The following is a 16,799-nucleotide window of genomic DNA, read 5'->3' on the forward strand; positions in this document are numbered from 1 at the left end:
CTCAGCACAGTGAAAGAGCCTCGCGCATGCGGGGCTTTTTTTCGCCTGTCACCTGACGCCAACATGAAACTTTTGTCATATAACTCAGCGCCCTGCGACGCAATGTCGCGGTTTCCGTGGGCTCGGGCGATTACTGCAAATCCTGTAAAGGTGTGTTGCAATTCCTGGTTATTTACTTAGCAAGCTAACAAATCATATAACAAAGGCCTGCGACGCCTTGCCGCAGATCAACCAGAGATTGGAGCAAGCAGATGACTGTAAAAGTAACTGAACGCGACGATGAACATATGTCCCATGAAGCAGTAGCCCACGGGATTCACATCTGGGATGTACACCAGCAAGACCTGCTGGTCGGCATGTTTCACGACGAGACCGAAGCTCATAATTATAAAAACGAGCTCGAGACCCTTGAGATGAAACGCCAGGCGCAAAGCTCCTGAAACTCTGAAATCCTGTAGGTAGCCAGCTCCACGCAGCTGGAATATCTAAAAACACAAACCCCGCCTTTTGAGCGGGGTTTGTGTTTTTGTGGATTGGGATTTTGGGGGCGCTTCGCGCCCCAGCGGGAGCAAGCTCCCTCGCCACAGCAAGCCCCCTCGCCACAATGTGGTTTCTAACGCATTACCACATCAGATCGTCAGGGATCTGGTAGGCGGCGTACGGATCATCCTCATCCGGCACCTGGCTTTCGGTCAGGACGTTCATCTGGACGATACGCTCCGGCGCCCGCTCCTGGATCTTCAGCGCAGCTTCGCGCGGGATCACCTCGTAACCGCCACCGTGATGCACGATCGCCAGGGAGCCATTGCTCAGCTTGTTACGCATCAGCGTGTTGACCGACAGGCGCTTGACCTTCTTGTCATCCACGAAGTTGTAGTAGTCCTCGGTGGTCAACTTGGGCAGGCGCGAGGTTTCGATCAGTTGCTTGACCTGGGCAACACGGGCCTTGGCCTCGGCTTTTTCCTGCTGCTGACGGTTCAGCTCCTGGTCACGCTTGACCTTCTCGGCATGCGCTTCGATGGCCAGGCGCGCCTGGGTATCGTCGGCTGCGACCTGGCCTTTATGCACCAGCCGCTGCTGTTTCTGTTTCTCTTTGCCGACCTGCTTGGCCTGCTTTTGGTTGACCAGGCCTGCTTTGAGCAACTGGTCGCGAAGGGAAATGCTCATGGTGCTTACTCACTTGGGCAACGGCTCAGCCGCAGCTGGACAGATTCTTTTCCTGGCGTTTGGCTTCGCCCCACAGGGCGTCCAACTCTTCGAGGGTGCAATCTTCTATGGGACGGTGGGTCTCGCGCAATGCCTGTTCGATAAATCGGAAACGTCGTTCGAATTTTGCGTTGGCTAAACGCAGGGCCGCTTCCGGGTCGACCTGGAGGTGACGGGCCAGGTTGACCGCCGCAAACAGCAGGTCGCCCACCTCATCCGCGATGGCTGCCGGGTCGTTATCGGCCATGGCTTCCAGCACTTCATCCAGCTCTTCGCGTACGTTATCCACCACCGGCAACGCCGCCGGCCAGTCAAAACCCACCTGCCCGGCGCGCTTTTGCAATTTGGCGGCACGGGAAAGCGCGGGCAAGGCCGTGGGTACGTCATCCAGCAGGGACAATTGCTGTGGCGCGTCGGACTTTTCCGCACGCTCCTCGGCCTTGATCGCTTCCCAGCGTTCCTTGACTTGCTCTTCGCTCAACTGCGGGATATCCAGCGGCGCATACAAATCACCGGTGGGGAACACATGCGGGTGACGGCGAATCAGTTTGCGGGTGATGCTGTCGATCACCCCGGCAAATTCAAAGCGCCCTTCTTCCCGCGCCAACTGGCTGTAATACACCACCTGGAACAACAGGTCGCCCAGCTCACCTTGCAGGTGATCAAAATCCCCGCGTTCGATGGCGTCGGCGACCTCGTAGGCTTCTTCCAGGGTGTGGGGGACGATGGTGGCGTAGGTTTGCTTGATGTCCCACGGGCAACCGTATTGCGGGTCGCGCAGGCGGTTCATCAGGTGCAGCAGGTCTTCAAGTGAATACATCAGTCTCTTTCCGCAGAAGTGGAAACGCTGAGGATCAAATGTGGGAGCGGGCTTGCTCGCGAAGGCGGTGTGTCTGTCAAATATCATGCAACTGACACGACGCCTTCGCGAGCAAGCCCGCTCCCACATTTTAGTCCGCGCTCATCCAGCTACTCATGGCGTGCGATTACGCCGGGTCTCAATGATGTTCGGCAACTGGGAAATACGCCCCAGCAACCGCCCCAACGCGTCCAGCCCAGGAATCTCGATAGTCAGGGACATCAACGCGGTGTTGTCCTCTTTATTCGAGCGGGTATTGACCGCCAGCACGTTGATCCGCTCATTGAGCAGCACCTGCGACACGTCGCGCAGCAGGCCGGAACGGTCGTAGGCACGGATGACGATGTCCACCGGATAGGTCAACACCGGCACCGGGCCCCAGCTGACCTGGATGATCCGCTCCGGCTCGCGCCCGCCCAATTGCAACACCGAGGCACAGTCCTGACGGTGAATGCTCACCCCGCGTCCCTGAGTGATGTAACCGACGATAGCGTCGCCCGGCAATGGCTGGCAGCAGCCGGCCATTTGCGTCATCAGGTTGCCGACACCCTGGATCTGGATATCGCCACGCTTGCCTGGCTTGTAGCCGGTGGCTTTACGCGGGATCAGTTCCAGCTGCTCGCTGCCACGCTCCGGCTCAACCAGTTGCTGGGCCAGATTCACCAACTGCGCCAGGCGTAAATCACCGGCACCGAGGGCGGCAAACATGTCTTCGGCGATCTTCATGTTGGCCTTTTCGGCCAGCTTGTCGAAGTCCACCTGCGGCAGGCCCAGGCGCGCCAATTCGCGCTCGAGCAAGGTCTTGCCGGCGGCGACGTTCTGGTCGCGCGCCTGCAATTTGAACCAATGGACGATCTTCGCCCGCGCCCTGGACGTGGTGATGTAGCCCAGGTTCGGGTTCAGCCAGTCGCGGCTCGGCGTACCGTGCTTGCTGGTAATGATCTCGACCTGTTCACCGGTCTGCAGGCTGTAGTTGAGCGGTACGATGCGCCCGTTGATCTTCGCGCCACGGCAGTTGTGGCCGATCTCGGTGTGCACGCGGTAGGCAAAGTCCAGTGGCGTGGCGCCCTTGGGCAGGTCGATCGCGTGGCCGTCGGGGGTGAAGATGTAGACCCGGTCGGGTTCGATGTCCACCCGCAACTGGTCGGCCAAACCACCGATGTCGCCCAGCTCTTCATGCCATTCCAGCACCTGGCGCAACCAGGAAATTTTCTCTTCGTACTGGTTGGACCCGGCCTTGACGTCGGTGCCCTTGTAGCGCCAGTGAGCGCATACACCCAGCTCCGCTTCTTCGTGCATCGCATGGGTACGGATCTGTACTTCCAGCACCTTGCCCTCGGGGCCGATCACTGCCGTGTGCAACGAGCGGTAACCGTTTTCCTTGGGGTTGGCGATGTAGTCGTCGAATTCCTTGGGGATGTGCCGCCACAGCGTGTGCACGATACCCAGCGCGGTGTAGCAGTCGCGCATTTCCGGCACCAGCACGCGCACGGCACGCACGTCGTAGATCTGGCTGAAGGCCAGGCCCTTGCGCTGCATTTTGCGCCAGATGGAATAGATGTGTTTGGCCCGGCCGCTGATGTCGGCTTCAACGCCGGTGGCCTGCAACTCCGTGCGCAACTGGCTCATCACGTCGGCGATGAAACGCTCACGGTCCAGCCGCCGCTCATGGAGCAGCGTGGCAATCTGTTTGTATTGATCGGGTTCGAGGTAACGGAAGGACAAGTCCTCCAGTTCCCACTTGATATGGCCGATGCCCAGGCGGTGGGCCAGGGGCGCGTAGATGTCGAACACCTCGCGGGCGACGCGGTTGCGCTTTTCGTCATCAGCGGTTTTCACTGCACGAATCGCGCAGGTGCGTTCGGCCAGCTTGATCAGGGCGACACGTACGTCGTCGACCATCGCCACCAGCATCTTGCGCAGGTTTTCCACCTGGCCCTGGGTGCCCAGCACCATGGACTGGCGCGGGCTGAGGCTGGCACTGATCGCGGCCATGCGCAGCACGCCGTCGATCAGCTTGGCCACCACAGTGCCGAAGCGCTGGCTGACGGTGGGCAATTGAATATGCCCTTCGCGCACGCCGCGATACAGCACCGCTGCGATCAGCGAATCCTGATCGAGCTTGAGATCGGCGAGGATCTCGGCGATTTCCAACCCGGTGCGAAAGCTTGAAGTGCCTTCGGCCCACAGGTTCTTGGCCGCATTGTCTTGCTGTTCAGACTCACGAGCGAACTCGCAGGCTGCTTTCAAGGCTTCACGGTCCAGTGCCGGGTCGACACTGATGGCATGATCCAGCCATGCCTCGAGATTGATACTGCCGTCGGTGTTGATCGGCTGGTGTGCTCTCACCTGTACCATCTTGCTTACCTTCCCTACGACGCACCTTTAGTGCGTCAAAATCATCGCTGACCTGCTTTACAAAAAAGCTTGTGCACGCTCCCTGGCAGGTCACAGGCCCAGGAGATGCAGGCCAGTCGGATTAAACGGGCATCCTAGCCCGCTTCAAATAACGCCATGGCCTCGACATGGGCCGTCTGGGGAAACATGTCGAGGATCCCGGCACGTTTTAGCCGGTAGCCTTGCTTGACCAACTCGACCGTGTCCCGCGCCAGCGTTGCCGGATTGCAGGACACATACACCAGGCGATCAGCCCCCAGGGTAGCGAGCTTGCGCACAACCTCCAGGGCACCATCGCGGGGTGGGTCCAAGAGTACCGCAGAAAAGCCCTCTTTGGCCCACTCCGCGTCGGTCAAAGGCTGAGACAAATCGGCCTGAAAAAACTGCACATTATGCAAATTATTACTGACGGCATTGTGTGCCGCCCGGTCCACCATGGCCTGCACGCCTTCCACCGCCACCACTTCCCGCACTTGGCGGGCCAGCGGCAAGGCGAAGTTGCCCAAACCACAAAACAAATCCAGCACCCGCTCGTCGGGCTTTGGCGCCAGCCATTCCAGGGCCTGGGCGACCATCGCCTGGTTGACCCCGGCGTTGACCTGCACAAAGTCTCCCGGGCGGTACGCCAACTGCAAATCCCACTGTTCCAGACGATAGCCCAAGGCCTGGTCCGGTTCGAAGGGTTGCGGCTGACCCTCTCCATGCAGCCACAATTGCGCTTCATGAAAAGTACAAAATTCCTGCAGGATCGTCAGGTCCGCTTCGGACAAGGGCGCCATGTGTCGCAACAACACGGCGATCGACGACCCGCTGAACAACTCCACATGCCCCAACGCCTGAGGTTTGCTCAAGCGCCGCAACATGTTTGGCAACCGCTGCATGATCGGCTGCAAGGCCTGTACCAGCACCGGGCAATCGTCGATGGCGACGATGTCCTGGCTGGCCACGGCGCGAAAGCCGACTTCAAGTTTCTTCGCCTTGGCATCCCAGCGCACGGCCACGCGTGCACGGCGGCGATAGCCGAATTCCGGCCCGCTCAAAGGCGCGGCCCACTCCTGGGGTTCGACACCGGCCACGCGGGATAATTGCTCGGCAAGCATGCGCTGTTTCAGGGCGAGCTGTTCGTCATGGGGCAGGTGTTGCAGGCTGCAACCGCCGCAACGGCCGGCGTGTACACAGGGTGCCGGGCGGCGCAGTTCGCTGGCGGTAAATACGCGCTCGGTGCGGGCCTCGACCACTTTGCCGTGGGCGCCTAACACCCGCGCTTCCACCTCTTCGCCGGCCAGCGCCCCCACCACAAACCAGGTGCGGCCTTCAAAGAACACGATGCCACGGCCGTCGTTGGCCAGGCGCTCGATGGTCAGGCGCTGCTTCTTGCCTACTGGAATCTGTGGGGCCCGGCTGCCGCCCGTCGGTTGGAAGCGCAGGCCTCTCTCGTGCTTGGCCATCAGTTGGGCGCGTCGAAAATGCCGGTCGACAGGTAACGGTCGCCACGGTCACAGATGATCGCAACGATCACCGCGTTTTCCAACTCCTGGGACAAGCGCAACATCCCGGCTACCGCGCCACCGGACGACACGCCGCAGAAGATACCTTCTTCACGGGCCAGACGGCGGGTGGTGTCTTCGGCTTCACGCTGTGCCATGTCGATGATGCGATCAACCCGAGCGGCGTTGTAGATCTTCGGCAAATACTCTTCGGGCCAACGACGGATCCCCGGGATCGCCGAGCCTTCCATCGGTTGCAGGCCGACGATCTGGATCTCGGGATTCTGCTCCTTGAGGTAGCGCGAGTTGCCCATGATGGTGCCGGTGGTGCCCATCGAACTCACGAAGTGAGTGATGGTGCCCTGGGTCTGGCGCCAGATTTCCGGGCCGGTGGTGGTGTAGTGCGCCTCGGGGTTGTCGCCGTTGGCGAACTGGTCCAGCACCAGGCCACGGCCTTCGGCGGCCATACGCTCGGCGAGGTCACGAGCACCTTCCATGCCTTCTTCCTGGGTGACCAGGATCAACTCGGCGCCATAGGCGGTCATCGCCGCCTTGCGCTCGGCGCTGCCGTTGTCGGGCATGATCAGGACCATCTTGTAGCCCTTGATAGCCGCAGCCATAGCCAGGGCAATCCCGGTATTACCGGAGGTGGCTTCGATCAGGGTGTCGCCGGGCTTGATCTGCCCACGCAACTCGGCGCGGGTGATCATCGACAACGCCGGGCGGTCCTTGACCGAGCCGGCCGGGTTGTTCCCTTCAAGCTTGAGCAACAAGGTATTGCTGGTGTTGCCCGGCAGGCGCTGCAAGCGGACCAGCGGGGTGTTGCCGACGCAATCGGCGATGGTGGGGTACTGCAAGGTCATGGCGTATTCGCAATCCAGACTGCGGGGGCGACCATCATACCGGGAAAGACTGGCGGGCCATATCACGCAAAGTGTGGTGCTTATCGCTTAATGGAATAAGTCAGGTGGGGCCGTGGTTTCTCTGGAACACTTCATCGCCCATCGCGGCAATCTGTCCTTCGATCAATGCCTCAAACGGTTTCAGCAGCGGCTCAAATGACGTGGGCGCTTCGAGCACCTGCAACGCCTGCACGATGGCCTCCACCGTCGACAATGCCCCGGGCCCCGGCGCCTTGCGCAGCCGATAGCGGGACACAGCGCCTTCCGCCAGCGTCACTCTTGGCAATGCTGCCAACAAAGGATTGAGGTGCAACAACTTGCGTGCCTTGCGCCAGGTGCCGTCCGGCACCACCAGCAGCAACGGTTCGTCGGATGGCGTGTAGGCCTGCAACGGTTGCGCATCCTCGGCAGGAAACAACAGCCGCGCCTGATAACCCGGCGGATTCAACAACGCCTGCAAATCTTCAAATACCTCGCCCACTACCAACTGCGCATTCACCAACCCCAGCGCCGCCAACCTCGCTGTGTTCAAGGCGTGATTCACCTCGCTCGGATGCTGCAACAGCAACACTCGAGTGCGACTATCCAGCCGGGGAATCAGCGGGCACAGGCAATGAGTGATGGGCCGCAGGCAGCGGGGGCATTGGGGTCTGGACATGGTTTTCAGGCCTGGTTGAGCTGGGCTTTAAGTAAATCGCGGAAGGTCTGGATCAATGGTTCGCGGCTGCGGCCCCGGCGCATGATCATCGAGAACGGCGCCTGATAGCCAAAGGTCGCCGGCAGCAGCACCCGCAAATCCCCCTTGTCGGCCCAGGCCTGGGCGTAGTGTTCCGGCAGGTAGCCGATGTAGGCGCCGGACAGCACCAGGATCAGTTGCGCCTCCATACTTTCGACCGTGGCGGCGCTGTGCTTGAAGCCGTGGCGCGCCAGTTCGGCCTGGCTCCAATAACCACGACCGACCATGCGTTGCTGGGTGATCACTTGCTCCGGGATGCGCCGCTCGTTGAACAGCGGGTGACGGGTGCTGCAATACAGCCAGTGCTGTTCGCGGTACAGCGGCATGTAGATCAGCCCGCTCATGCGGTTGGAGAAGGCACCGATGGCCAGGTCCAGGCGATTGTCCTGTACCCCCAACTGCAATTCGTAAGGGCTCATCACTGACAAGTGCAGATGCACCGCCGGGTGTTCCTGGCTGTAGGCGCCGATGACTTCGGCAAACGGCAAGGCTTTGTCGCTGACGGTGGAGTCGAGCACACCGAGTTTCAGAGTGCCGCGCAACTCGCCTTTCAGCGCAGCGGCGTATTGCTCGAAGCCTTCCAGCTCGCCCAGCAGGCGCAGGGTTTCCTGATGGAACAGCTCGCCCTTGCTGGTGAGGCTGAACCCGCCCCGGCCGCGATGGCACAGCACCAGACCCAACGCGGCTTCCAATTGGCTCATGTAAGTGCTGATGGCCGAGGTCGACAGGTTGAGTTCGTGCTGGGCATTGGCGAAACCCTGGTGCCGCACGACGCTGACGAAGATGCGCAGGAGTTTCAGGTCGGGCAAGGCGTTGGCCATGGGCTCTCCAGAAGCAAACATAAAACCTGTGGGAGCCGAGTTTACCTCAGGCATTAGTTTAGAAAAATCTGAACTAAGTATTTGCCCCTGCCGATTCTTCCCTTCCCGTGCATTTCGCAGAATCGGCCTCTAATAAACACAACGATGAGGCAATCCCGTGGACAAGATTTTCCACCAACCACTGGGCGGCAACGAAATGCCGCGCTTCGCCGGCATCGCCACCATGATGCGTCTTCCCCATCTGCAATCGGCCAAGGGCCTGGATGCTGCCTTTGTCGGCGTGCCCCTGGATATCGGCACCTCCCTGCGTGCCGGCACCCGTTTCGGGCCGCGGGAAATCCGCGCTGAATCGGTGATGATCCGCCCTTACAACATGGCCACCGGCGCCGCGCCGTTTGACTCGCTGTCGGTTGCCGACATCGGCGACGTGGCGATCAACACCTTCAACCTGCTGGACGCCGTGCGCATCATCGAAGAAGCCTACGACGAGATCCTCGAACACAACGTGATCCCGATGACCCTGGGTGGCGACCACACCATCACCCTGCCGATCCTGCGGGCGATCCACAAGAAACACGGCAAGGTCGGGCTGGTCCACATTGATGCCCACGCCGACGTCAACGACCATATGTTCGGCGAGAAAATCGCCCACGGCACCACCTTCCGCCGCGCGGTGGAAGAAGGCTTGCTGGATTGCGACCGCGTGGTGCAAATCGGCCTGCGCGCCCAGGGCTACACCGCCGAAGACTTCAACTGGAGCCGCAAACAGGGGTTCCGTGTGGTCCAGGCCGAAGAATGCTGGCACCACTCCCTGGCCCCCTTGATGGCGGAAGTGCGCGAGAAAGTCGGCGGCGGCCCGGTGTACCTGAGCTTCGACATCGACGGCATTGACCCAGCCTGGGCGCCTGGCACCGGCACCCCGGAAATCGGTGGCTTGACCACGATCCAGGCGATTGAAATCATCCGTGGCTGCCAAGGCCTGGATCTGATTGGTTGCGATCTGGTAGAAGTTTCGCCGCCGTACGACACCACTGGCAACACCTCGCTGCTCGGCGCCAACCTGCTGTACGAAATGCTCTGCGTACTGCCGGGCGTGGCGCACCGCTGATGAGCGCCCAGGCCGAGGTATTAAAAGCCGCGGCCGACCTGGTGTCGGCCTTCGCCCGCAATGATCGCGATGCCTATTTCGGTGCGTTCAGTGCCGACGCCAGCTTCGTGTTCTACACCCTCCCCCAGCCGCTGCTGAGTCGCGATGCCTATCAGGTGTTGTGGGACAGCTGGCGCCGGGACGAGGGATTTGAGGTGCTGTCCTGCACCTCAAGCAACGCTTTCGTCAGCCTGCAAGGTGACGTCGCGGTATTTGTGCATGACGTGGCCACCGAGCTGCGCATGAACGGGGAGCAATTCTTTAGCCAGGAACGCGAGACCATTGTCTTCAAGCGACAAGGGGATCGCACACAACAAAAAGAAGGCCTGTGGCTGGCCTGTCACGAACATTTGTCCGCTATGCCGGAAGGGCTGCCGCCCCATTAGCCAATGTGATCGGAGCAGATCATGAATAATAAAAACAACGAAAACAGTATTCGCAACATAGAAACCAACGGCGTCGAACAGATCCCGGACCACGAACGTACCGCCGGGCCGAAGGATTTGTTTCGCCTGATTTTCGGCGGTGCCAACACCTTCGCCACTGCGGTGCTGGGGAGCTTTCCGGTGCTGTTTGGCCTGTCGTTCCAGGCCGGCGTCTGGGCGATTGTGCTGGGCGTGCTGGTGGGTGCGGTGATCCTCGCGCCCATGGGCCTGTTCGGCCCGCTCAATGGCACCAACAATGCCGTGTCTTCCGGTGCGCACTTTGGCGTGCACGGGCGGATTGTCGGCTCGTTCCTGTCGCTGCTGACCGCTATCGCATTCTTCTCACTGTCGGTGTGGAGTTCAGGCGATGCGCTGGTGGGCGGTGCGAAACGTCTGGTGGGCTTGCCGGAAACCGACCTGACCCTGGGCCTGGCCTACGGCGTGTTCGCCATTCTGGTACTGACGGTGTGCATCTACGGCTTTCGCTTCATGCTGTGGGTCAACCGCATTGCAGTATGGGCGGCGAGCCTGCTGTTCCTGTTGGGCATCTTCGCCTTCGCCCCCGCTTTCGACAGCCACTTCGCCGGCACCGTTGCCCTCGGCCAGACCGGTTTCTGGGCGGCGTTTATCGGTGCGGCACTGGTGGCCATGAGCAACCCGATTTCCTTCGGCGCATTCCTCGGTGACTGGTCGCGCTACATCCCGCGGGAAACCTCGAAGATGCGGATCATGCTGGCGGTGGTGTTCGCGCAGATCGCGACGTTGATCCCGTTCCTGTTCGGCCTGGCCACCGCGACCATCGTGGCGGTCAAGGCACCGGACTACATCGCGGCCAACAACTACGTCGGCGGCCTGCTGGCGGTAGCACCCAGCTGGTTTTTCCTGCCGGTGTGCCTGATCGCGGTGATCGGCGGCATGTCCACCGGCACCACCTCGCTGTATGGCACCGGGCTGGACATGTCCAGCGTGTTCCCGCGCCTGCTGTCCCGGGTCAAGGCGACGCTGCTGATCGGGGTGATGTCGATTGCCTTCATCTTTATCGGACGTTTCGCCGCCAACCTGGTGCAGAGCGTGTCGACCTTCGCCGTGCTGATCATCACCTGCACCACGCCGTGGATGGTGATGATGATCATCGGCCTGATCGTGCGCCGGGGCTATTACTGCCCGGACGACCTGCAAGTATTCACCCGCGGTGAAACCGGCGGGCGCTACTGGTTCAGCCACGGCTGGAACTGGCGCGGCCTGGGGGCCTGGATTCCGAGTGCACTGGTGGGTCTGTGCTTCGTCAACCTGCCGGGACAGTTTGTCGGGCCGCTGGGCAACCTCGCCGATGGCATCGACATCAGCTTGCCGGTGACGCTTGGCCTTGCCTCGCTGGTGTACCTGACGTTGCTTCGCCTGTTCCCTGAACCGGCTTCCGTTTACGGGCCGACTGTGGCGAGGGAGCTTGCTCCCGTTCGACTGCGCAGCAGTCGTGAGGCCGCCTGATGAATTGCCTGGAATGGATTGGGGCTGCTGCGCAGCCCAACGGGAGCAAGCTCCCTCGCCACATTGCGCCCCTTAGCCCCACATAAAAAAGATAATCGGAGACCCGCCGTCATGGCTTTAGATCTATTCGTCGTCCTCATCTACGCCGCCGGCATGCTGGTGCTCGGCTACTACGGCATGCGCCGCGCCAAGACCCATGAAGATTACCTGGTGGCCGGCCGCAACCTCGGCCCGACGCTGTACATGGGTACCATGGCCGCCACGGTGTTGGGCGGTGCGTCCACCGTCGGCACCGTACGCTTGGGCTATGTCCATGGCATTTCCGGTTTCTGGCTATGCGCCGCGCTGGGTGCCGGGATCATTGCGCTGAACCTGTTCCTGGCCAAGCCGCTGCTGAAGCTGAAAATCTTCACCGTGACCCAGGTCCTGGAAAAACGCTACAACCCCATGGCCCGCCAGGCCAGCGCAGTGATCATGCTGGCCTACGCGCTGATGATCGGCGTGACCTCGATCCTCGCCATAGGCACCGTGCTGCAAGTGCTGTTCGACCTGCCGTTCTGGATTTCGGTATTGGTGGGCGGTGGTGTGGTGGTGGTTTACTCGACCATCGGCGGCATGTGGTCGCTGACCCTGACCGACATCGTGCAGTTCGTGATCAAGACCGTCGGCCTGATGTTTATCCTGCTGCCAATCTGCCTGTACCGCGTCGGCGGCTGGGATGAATTGGTGGCCAAGCTGCCCGCGTCGAATTTCAGCTTCACTGAAATCGGCTGGGACACCATCATCACCTACTTCATGATCTACTTCTTCGGCATCCTGATCGGCCAGGACATCTGGCAACGGGTGTTCACCGCCCGTGACGAAAAGGTCGCCAAGTACGCAGGTACATTCGCCGGTTTCTACTGCATCCTTTACGGCCTGGCCTGTGCGCTGATCGGCATGGCCGCCCATGTACTGATCCCGGACCTGGACAACGTCAACAACGCGTTTGCCGCCATCGTCAAAGTCTCGTTGCCGGACGGTATCCGCGGCCTGGTGATCGCCGCCGCACTGGCCGCGATGATGTCCACCGCCAGTGCCGGCTTGCTCGCCGCGTCCACCGTATTGACCGAAGACCTGCTGCCGCGCCTGCGGGGCGGTAAACAGTCGAGCCTGAAGATCAACCGCCTGTTTACCTTGCTGACCGGTATCGCCGTACTGGGTATCGCACTGGTGGTGAGCGATGTGATCAGCGCGCTGACCCTGGCTTACAACCTGTTGGTGGGCGGTATGTTGATTCCGCTGATCGGCGCGATTTTCTGGAAACGTGCGACGACGTCCGGAGCGATCACCTCCATGACCCTGGGCTTTGTGACCGCACTGGTGTTCATGATTAAGGATGGGTTGGATGCCAACACGCCGATCTACTACAGCCTGGGTGTGGGTCTTGTGAGTTTTGTGGTGGTGAGCTTGCTGTCGCGTCGTCCGGAGGCCGTAGCCGCTCGGGCGATCTGAAAAAACATTTGAAAGAAGCTTTCTTCAGCGGGTGCGACGTCGGATGTCGCACCCGTTTTTTTTATTCCCACATTGCCGAAACCGCCGGCGCTCTTGCCTGGATGACGGCCTGCACCAAAGAGGCCCAAACCAATCCCTGGGTTGTACCTGCGGCGTAAGTTGCCCCCGCCACAATTCGGTTGTAGGCGGACCAATGGACGATTGAAAGTCCATCTGCGGTGCCGGGCCTGGCACATTCGATAAGCTGCAAGTCGCCACGTTCGATCGCCCTGGCGTAGGACTGTGGAAAGTGCCGAGAAACAGCAGCCAGGCACGCCGCCCGTATCTGCTCCTTGTACTGCGGCGTCGAATCGGGCGGAACCTGCCCGCCTGAGACAAGAATGCAGTCCCCGTCCAACCGGCAATTCATGACGCCGATTGGCAGATCGTACTGCAGCTTGAGTCCGCGCATTTCGACACCTTCATTACCAACGGCGCGAAGCTTGAAAAACCAGCCAATAATCGCAACTACCTCCGGCTCCTCTACCCCCATGGCGGTGACGACGAAGTGCTCTCTACTCAGGTCAGCAATTTGGATCGGGCTTAGGCGCTGGGGCATGAACTGGACCCCGGAGCCCTGCAAAAGCGACGCCATCTCCTCCATAAGATGGCTGAACTCCAGATCGTAGCCCGACACCTCAATCGCCCGACAGACCCCAGGGACGCCATACGTTGCCTGGAATTGCAGTTGACCGATCTCTGCAAGTTCACGTCCCGGCTTGCCACTCGGCCAAGGCCTGTTTTCGATATCACGTTGCTCGCTGATCGCGGCCTCTACGCCACTGGCGCCGTCCACATAGGCGCGTACGATCCGCGACCGCGCGAATCGCGCCAACGACGGGTTGTCGGCCAGGAGCTTTTCAAGCAGCTCGATGCCTGCTCGATTGCACTCAACGGCCAAGTACTGATTTCCGGGAGTCAGATAATCGTTATGCAGCGGCTTTGCAGTCGTCTCCGTTGCTGACAGATGACGCATGTTCACCTGCTTGTGACTGGCGCCATCGCGCTCCTGATTTCCTCCGTAAACCATGACCTGATAATTCGCCAGGCGGAACATCACAGCCTGGAGCAGGCCGTTGATACCTCTGCCGATGATCGACACGCGCGGCGCACCGGCATCGGCCTGCTGAGAGGGGATCGTCAATGAGTGTGCAAGCTTGCGCCTGACAAGGCCGCGCAAGGCCATCAAGCTCAGTTGCACAGAGACCGCATAGTCGAGGTCGCAATGGCAGGCTTCGGTGGTGGCCGCCTGTGTCGTCAGCGTCGCCGGCTTGCGCCACTTGGAGACACAGCAGCCGAGCGCTTGTGCGCGCATCCGAAACGCATCCAATGTCCGGGGGCCGTAGTCCAATACCAGCTGGATGTCTTCAGCCATTGCCAGGGTCTGCAAAGCATCATCGCTAAAGACATCCGGCTTGGAGACACAGACCAGGCGAGCTTGTCTGTGCAGACGTTGAATGAGGGTCCGATCAATGCGATGCGCGGATTCATCATTCAAGGACACGCATATGGCGACCGCATAGGCACCCTCCAGCGCGTCGAGCCAGTTAGCGGCAAATGAGACTCTACAATCGGAAGAGGCTTTCCCGATATTGCCCGCTACTCCATCACGTCGATCCAACACCTTGATCCGAACACCCGGATCTTGATCAAGTAGTAACTCAACAAGCTCTTTCCCTACATTGCCGTATCCCAGCACACAGATATCACGGGGCATGGAGCCATCCGCCAGTGTCAACCAGTGCGCTATATAGGCGGCGACATGCGGCGCGTTAATGCCTGGTGTATTGATTACTTGAATATCGTTGGACTCGCAAAGATCAAGACGCACCTTATCCAGACTCGCACCACGACGGACCAAGTGGAGGTTTCCAAATGGATGAGATATACGCCATTGGCCGATGACGTCGGCATCGATAACTTGGTCCGCGACAATGATCGTTGATGGCCGCAGAAGTCCAATCTGTATAAGCAGAGCTTGCTTGGTTAATGTCGGAGGGAAAAACACTACGTTGCTGGGTGCGTCAGCCTTCCAGCCTCTCGACGCAGGTGCGATATGCAAAATATTTTCGGTAGTGGCGATAAGTGAAGCGGCGACTGGCGGAACGGAAGAGAACATCATAGTTTTGTCTCCAACAATTCTGACTGACTCATGCCCCGGAGATCGGAATTCAATAAAGTTGGGAGTTTGTAGAACTACAAACGATACAAATCTTTTCGTGATGACACTCAACCTACGCTTATCTTTAGAATCCAATAAGCCAGTCAACTCTGATAAACAGGTAGTCCACTTCCGACGCTTAACACCGAGGTCTGATTGACGCTTACAAGTTCGGACGACTTATCCGTATCACCGTGGCGTGATTAAACAAAATCCTTGAAGGGTTCTTGAAGGGTTTCTGAAAGCAGGCGCTTTTGAGAAACTCACCAACCCGCAGAAACGAAAACGTCCGGCCAAGGCCAGACGAAGAATAGAAGTACACAGGGACAGGTCATGATCAATCATGACTTCAATACGTGGGAAGACCACCTGACCGCGCCCAAACAAACGTGCTTGAGCGCTTTCCAGGACTTACCTGCGACGTGGGCGACGCTGCTCGTCATCGGTGCGGATTGGCACCGGTTGCAGCGGTGGCTCGATCAAGCCGAGTGCGACGCCGAGGTCGTGCAGCCAGTTTTGCAGTTTCTCTTTCATGGTGCCCCCTTGGGGTAATGCCGAGCGGCTGGAATTCTGTGGCCGCTTCCTACAGATAGTAGTCTTAAGTCCTACGTATTGCTTGAACGAAACCACAACGAACTATTACTGAATTGATCAAAATCCTGACGGATCGTTCAAGCGATCGCTCTGGTTTCGGTTTCCGGTAGCACCTTGCCCTCTTGTTGCAGATCAATCCACGCATTGAGGTTAGCGCCGAGCATGCCCTTGCGCCACATTAACCAAGTGGTGGCGCTGGCAAATGGCTCCGCCAACGGATGAATGGACACGCTGTCCTTGCCCGGCAAGCTGTCGAGCATCGATTCCGACATCAGCGCCACCCCGGATCCGGCGATCACACAGGCCAGCATGCCCTGGTAGGACTCGATCTCGATAGCCCGGCCCATAGCCACGCGGTCGTGGGAAAACCAGGCTTCCAGGCGCGCCCGGTAGGAGCAACTGCGTCGGAAAGTGAACACCGAGCGGCCGGCAACATCCTGCGGCCCACGCACGGGCGGGTGATCCGCCTCGCAGATCAGCAGCAGGCGCTCTTCGCACAGCGGCACGCCATCGAGGGTGGCGAGGGTCAACGGCCCGTCCACCAGCGCGGCGTCCAGGCGCCCGGTGATCAATCCTTCCAGCAGTTCACCACTGGGGGCCGACTGCACCTGCAGGTTCACCATCGGATAGGCCTTGTGGTAACGCGCCAGCAGCTTGGGCAAATGAATCGCCGCCGTGCTGTACATACTGCCGAGCACAAAGTCGCCGGCCGGTTGCCCGCCCTGCACCGCGCCATGGGCTTCGTCATGCAGGGCCAGCAGGCGCGCGCTGTAGTCCAGCAATACTTTGCCTGCGGGAGAAAGCTGCAAACGCTGACGCTCGCGCACGAACAGTTCGACGCCGAGCTGTTCTTCCATTTGTTTAAGCCGGGTCGACAAGTTGGACGGCACCCGGTGCAAACGCTCGGCGGCACGGGTGATGGAGCCCTCCTCGGCCACGGCCTGGAAAATCCGCAATTGACTAAACTCCATCACCTTTCTCCAAAACTGAACAAGTTACTCACTATTATTCATTTTTACAGAAAGTCAATCCGCTTTAGCCTG

General features: G+C 59.8%; 15 protein-coding genes. 5 read left to right on the top strand and 10 right to left on the bottom strand.

Translation table 11 applies throughout. The annotated features are described in order from the left end of the window. The first annotated feature begins 251 nt into the window (after positions 1-251). Positions 252-440, top strand: a complete 189-nt coding sequence (locus BLU46_RS08305) for a hypothetical protein (RefSeq protein WP_008438187.1) — start codon at positions 252-254, stop codon at positions 438-440. 181 nt (positions 441-621) lie between these two features. On the opposite strand, the gene BLU46_RS08310 is transcribed toward BLU46_RS08305, so the two are convergent. The 7 genes from BLU46_RS08310 to BLU46_RS08340 all read right to left on the bottom strand — a co-directional run bounded on the left by BLU46_RS08310 (position 622) and on the right by BLU46_RS08340 (position 8,408). Continuing rightward, on the bottom strand, positions 622-1,167 hold the full coding sequence (locus tag BLU46_RS08310; protein ID WP_093200557.1) for a DUF2058 domain-containing protein: 546 nt from the start codon (positions 1,165-1,167) through the stop codon (positions 622-624). 25 nt (positions 1,168-1,192) lie between these two features. Next, positions 1,193-2,026 carry a nucleoside triphosphate pyrophosphohydrolase gene (gene mazG / locus BLU46_RS08315; protein WP_063032452.1) on the bottom strand — a complete coding sequence of 278 codons (834 nt, stop codon included), beginning with the start codon at positions 2,024-2,026 and terminating at the stop codon, positions 1,193-1,195. A 153-nt stretch (positions 2,027-2,179) separates the two neighbouring features. Then, entirely contained in the window at positions 2,180-4,423 is a 2,244-nt protein-coding gene (gene relA / locus BLU46_RS08320; RefSeq protein WP_010176475.1) for a GTP diphosphokinase, read from the bottom strand. A gap of 134 nt (positions 4,424-4,557) precedes the next feature. Further along, the gene (rlmD, locus tag BLU46_RS08325) at positions 4,558-5,910 is read right to left on the bottom strand and encodes a 23S rRNA (uracil(1939)-C(5))-methyltransferase RlmD (RefSeq protein ID WP_093200562.1); all 1,353 of its coding nucleotides are present in this window, start codon (positions 5,908-5,910) and stop codon (positions 4,558-4,560) included. Next, the gene (gene cysM, locus BLU46_RS08330) at positions 5,910-6,812 is read right to left on the bottom strand and encodes a cysteine synthase CysM (protein WP_017479132.1); all 903 of its coding nucleotides are present in this window, start codon (positions 6,810-6,812) and stop codon (positions 5,910-5,912) included. Before cysM ends, rlmD begins: the two co-directional genes overlap by 1 nt. 100 nt (positions 6,813-6,912) lie before the next feature. Then, positions 6,913-7,509, bottom strand: a complete 597-nt coding sequence (locus BLU46_RS08335; RefSeq protein WP_093200566.1) for a tRNA-uridine aminocarboxypropyltransferase — start codon at positions 7,507-7,509, stop codon at positions 6,913-6,915. Positions 7,510-7,514: 5 nt separating this feature from the next. After that, positions 7,515-8,408 (bottom strand): LysR family transcriptional regulator, encoded by an 894-nt coding sequence (locus BLU46_RS08340; RefSeq protein WP_003210734.1) that lies wholly within the window; start codon positions 8,406-8,408, stop codon positions 7,515-7,517. Positions 8,409-8,565: 157 nt separating this feature from the next. Between BLU46_RS08340 and speB the strand changes: the two genes are divergently transcribed. From speB to BLU46_RS08360, 4 genes are all read left to right on the top strand, one after another. Further along, positions 8,566-9,516, top strand: coding sequence for an agmatinase (gene speB, locus BLU46_RS08345; protein WP_003210733.1), 951 nt, complete (start codon positions 8,566-8,568; stop codon positions 9,514-9,516). Then, positions 9,516-9,941: a YybH family protein gene (locus BLU46_RS08350; RefSeq protein WP_093200570.1), complete on the top strand. Its 426-nt coding sequence runs from the start codon at positions 9,516-9,518 to the stop codon at positions 9,939-9,941. The genes speB and BLU46_RS08350 overlap by 1 nt, the downstream gene beginning before the upstream one ends. A 21-nt stretch (positions 9,942-9,962) precedes the next feature. Further along, entirely contained in the window at positions 9,963-11,468 is a 1,506-nt protein-coding gene (locus BLU46_RS08355) for a purine-cytosine permease family protein (RefSeq protein WP_063032458.1), read from the top strand. A 111-nt stretch (positions 11,469-11,579) separates the two neighbouring features. Continuing rightward, entirely contained in the window at positions 11,580-12,962 is a 1,383-nt protein-coding gene (locus BLU46_RS08360) for a sodium:solute symporter (protein WP_063032460.1), read from the top strand. 61 nt (positions 12,963-13,023) lie between these two features. Here the strand turns inward: BLU46_RS08360 and BLU46_RS08365 are convergent, their stop codons facing one another. From BLU46_RS08365 to ptrR, 3 genes are all read right to left on the bottom strand, one after another. After that, positions 13,024-15,123 carry an FAD-dependent oxidoreductase gene (locus tag BLU46_RS08365; protein ID WP_093200574.1) on the bottom strand — a complete coding sequence of 700 codons (2,100 nt, stop codon included), beginning with the start codon at positions 15,121-15,123 and terminating at the stop codon, positions 13,024-13,026. Between the two features lie 450 nt (positions 15,124-15,573). After that, positions 15,574-15,696 (bottom strand): PA1414 family protein, encoded by a 123-nt coding sequence (locus BLU46_RS33370; RefSeq protein ID WP_003210728.1) that lies wholly within the window; start codon positions 15,694-15,696, stop codon positions 15,574-15,576. Between the two features lie 137 nt (positions 15,697-15,833). Further along, positions 15,834-16,727, bottom strand: coding sequence for a putrescine utilization regulator PtrR (gene ptrR / locus BLU46_RS08370; protein ID WP_003210727.1), 894 nt, complete (start codon positions 16,725-16,727; stop codon positions 15,834-15,836). Positions 16,728-16,799 lie beyond the last annotated feature (72 nt).

The organism is Pseudomonas yamanorum, from assembly GCF_900105735.1.
In the GTDB taxonomy this organism is placed as follows: Bacteria; Pseudomonadota; Gammaproteobacteria; order Pseudomonadales; family Pseudomonadaceae; genus Aquipseudomonas; species Aquipseudomonas yamanorum.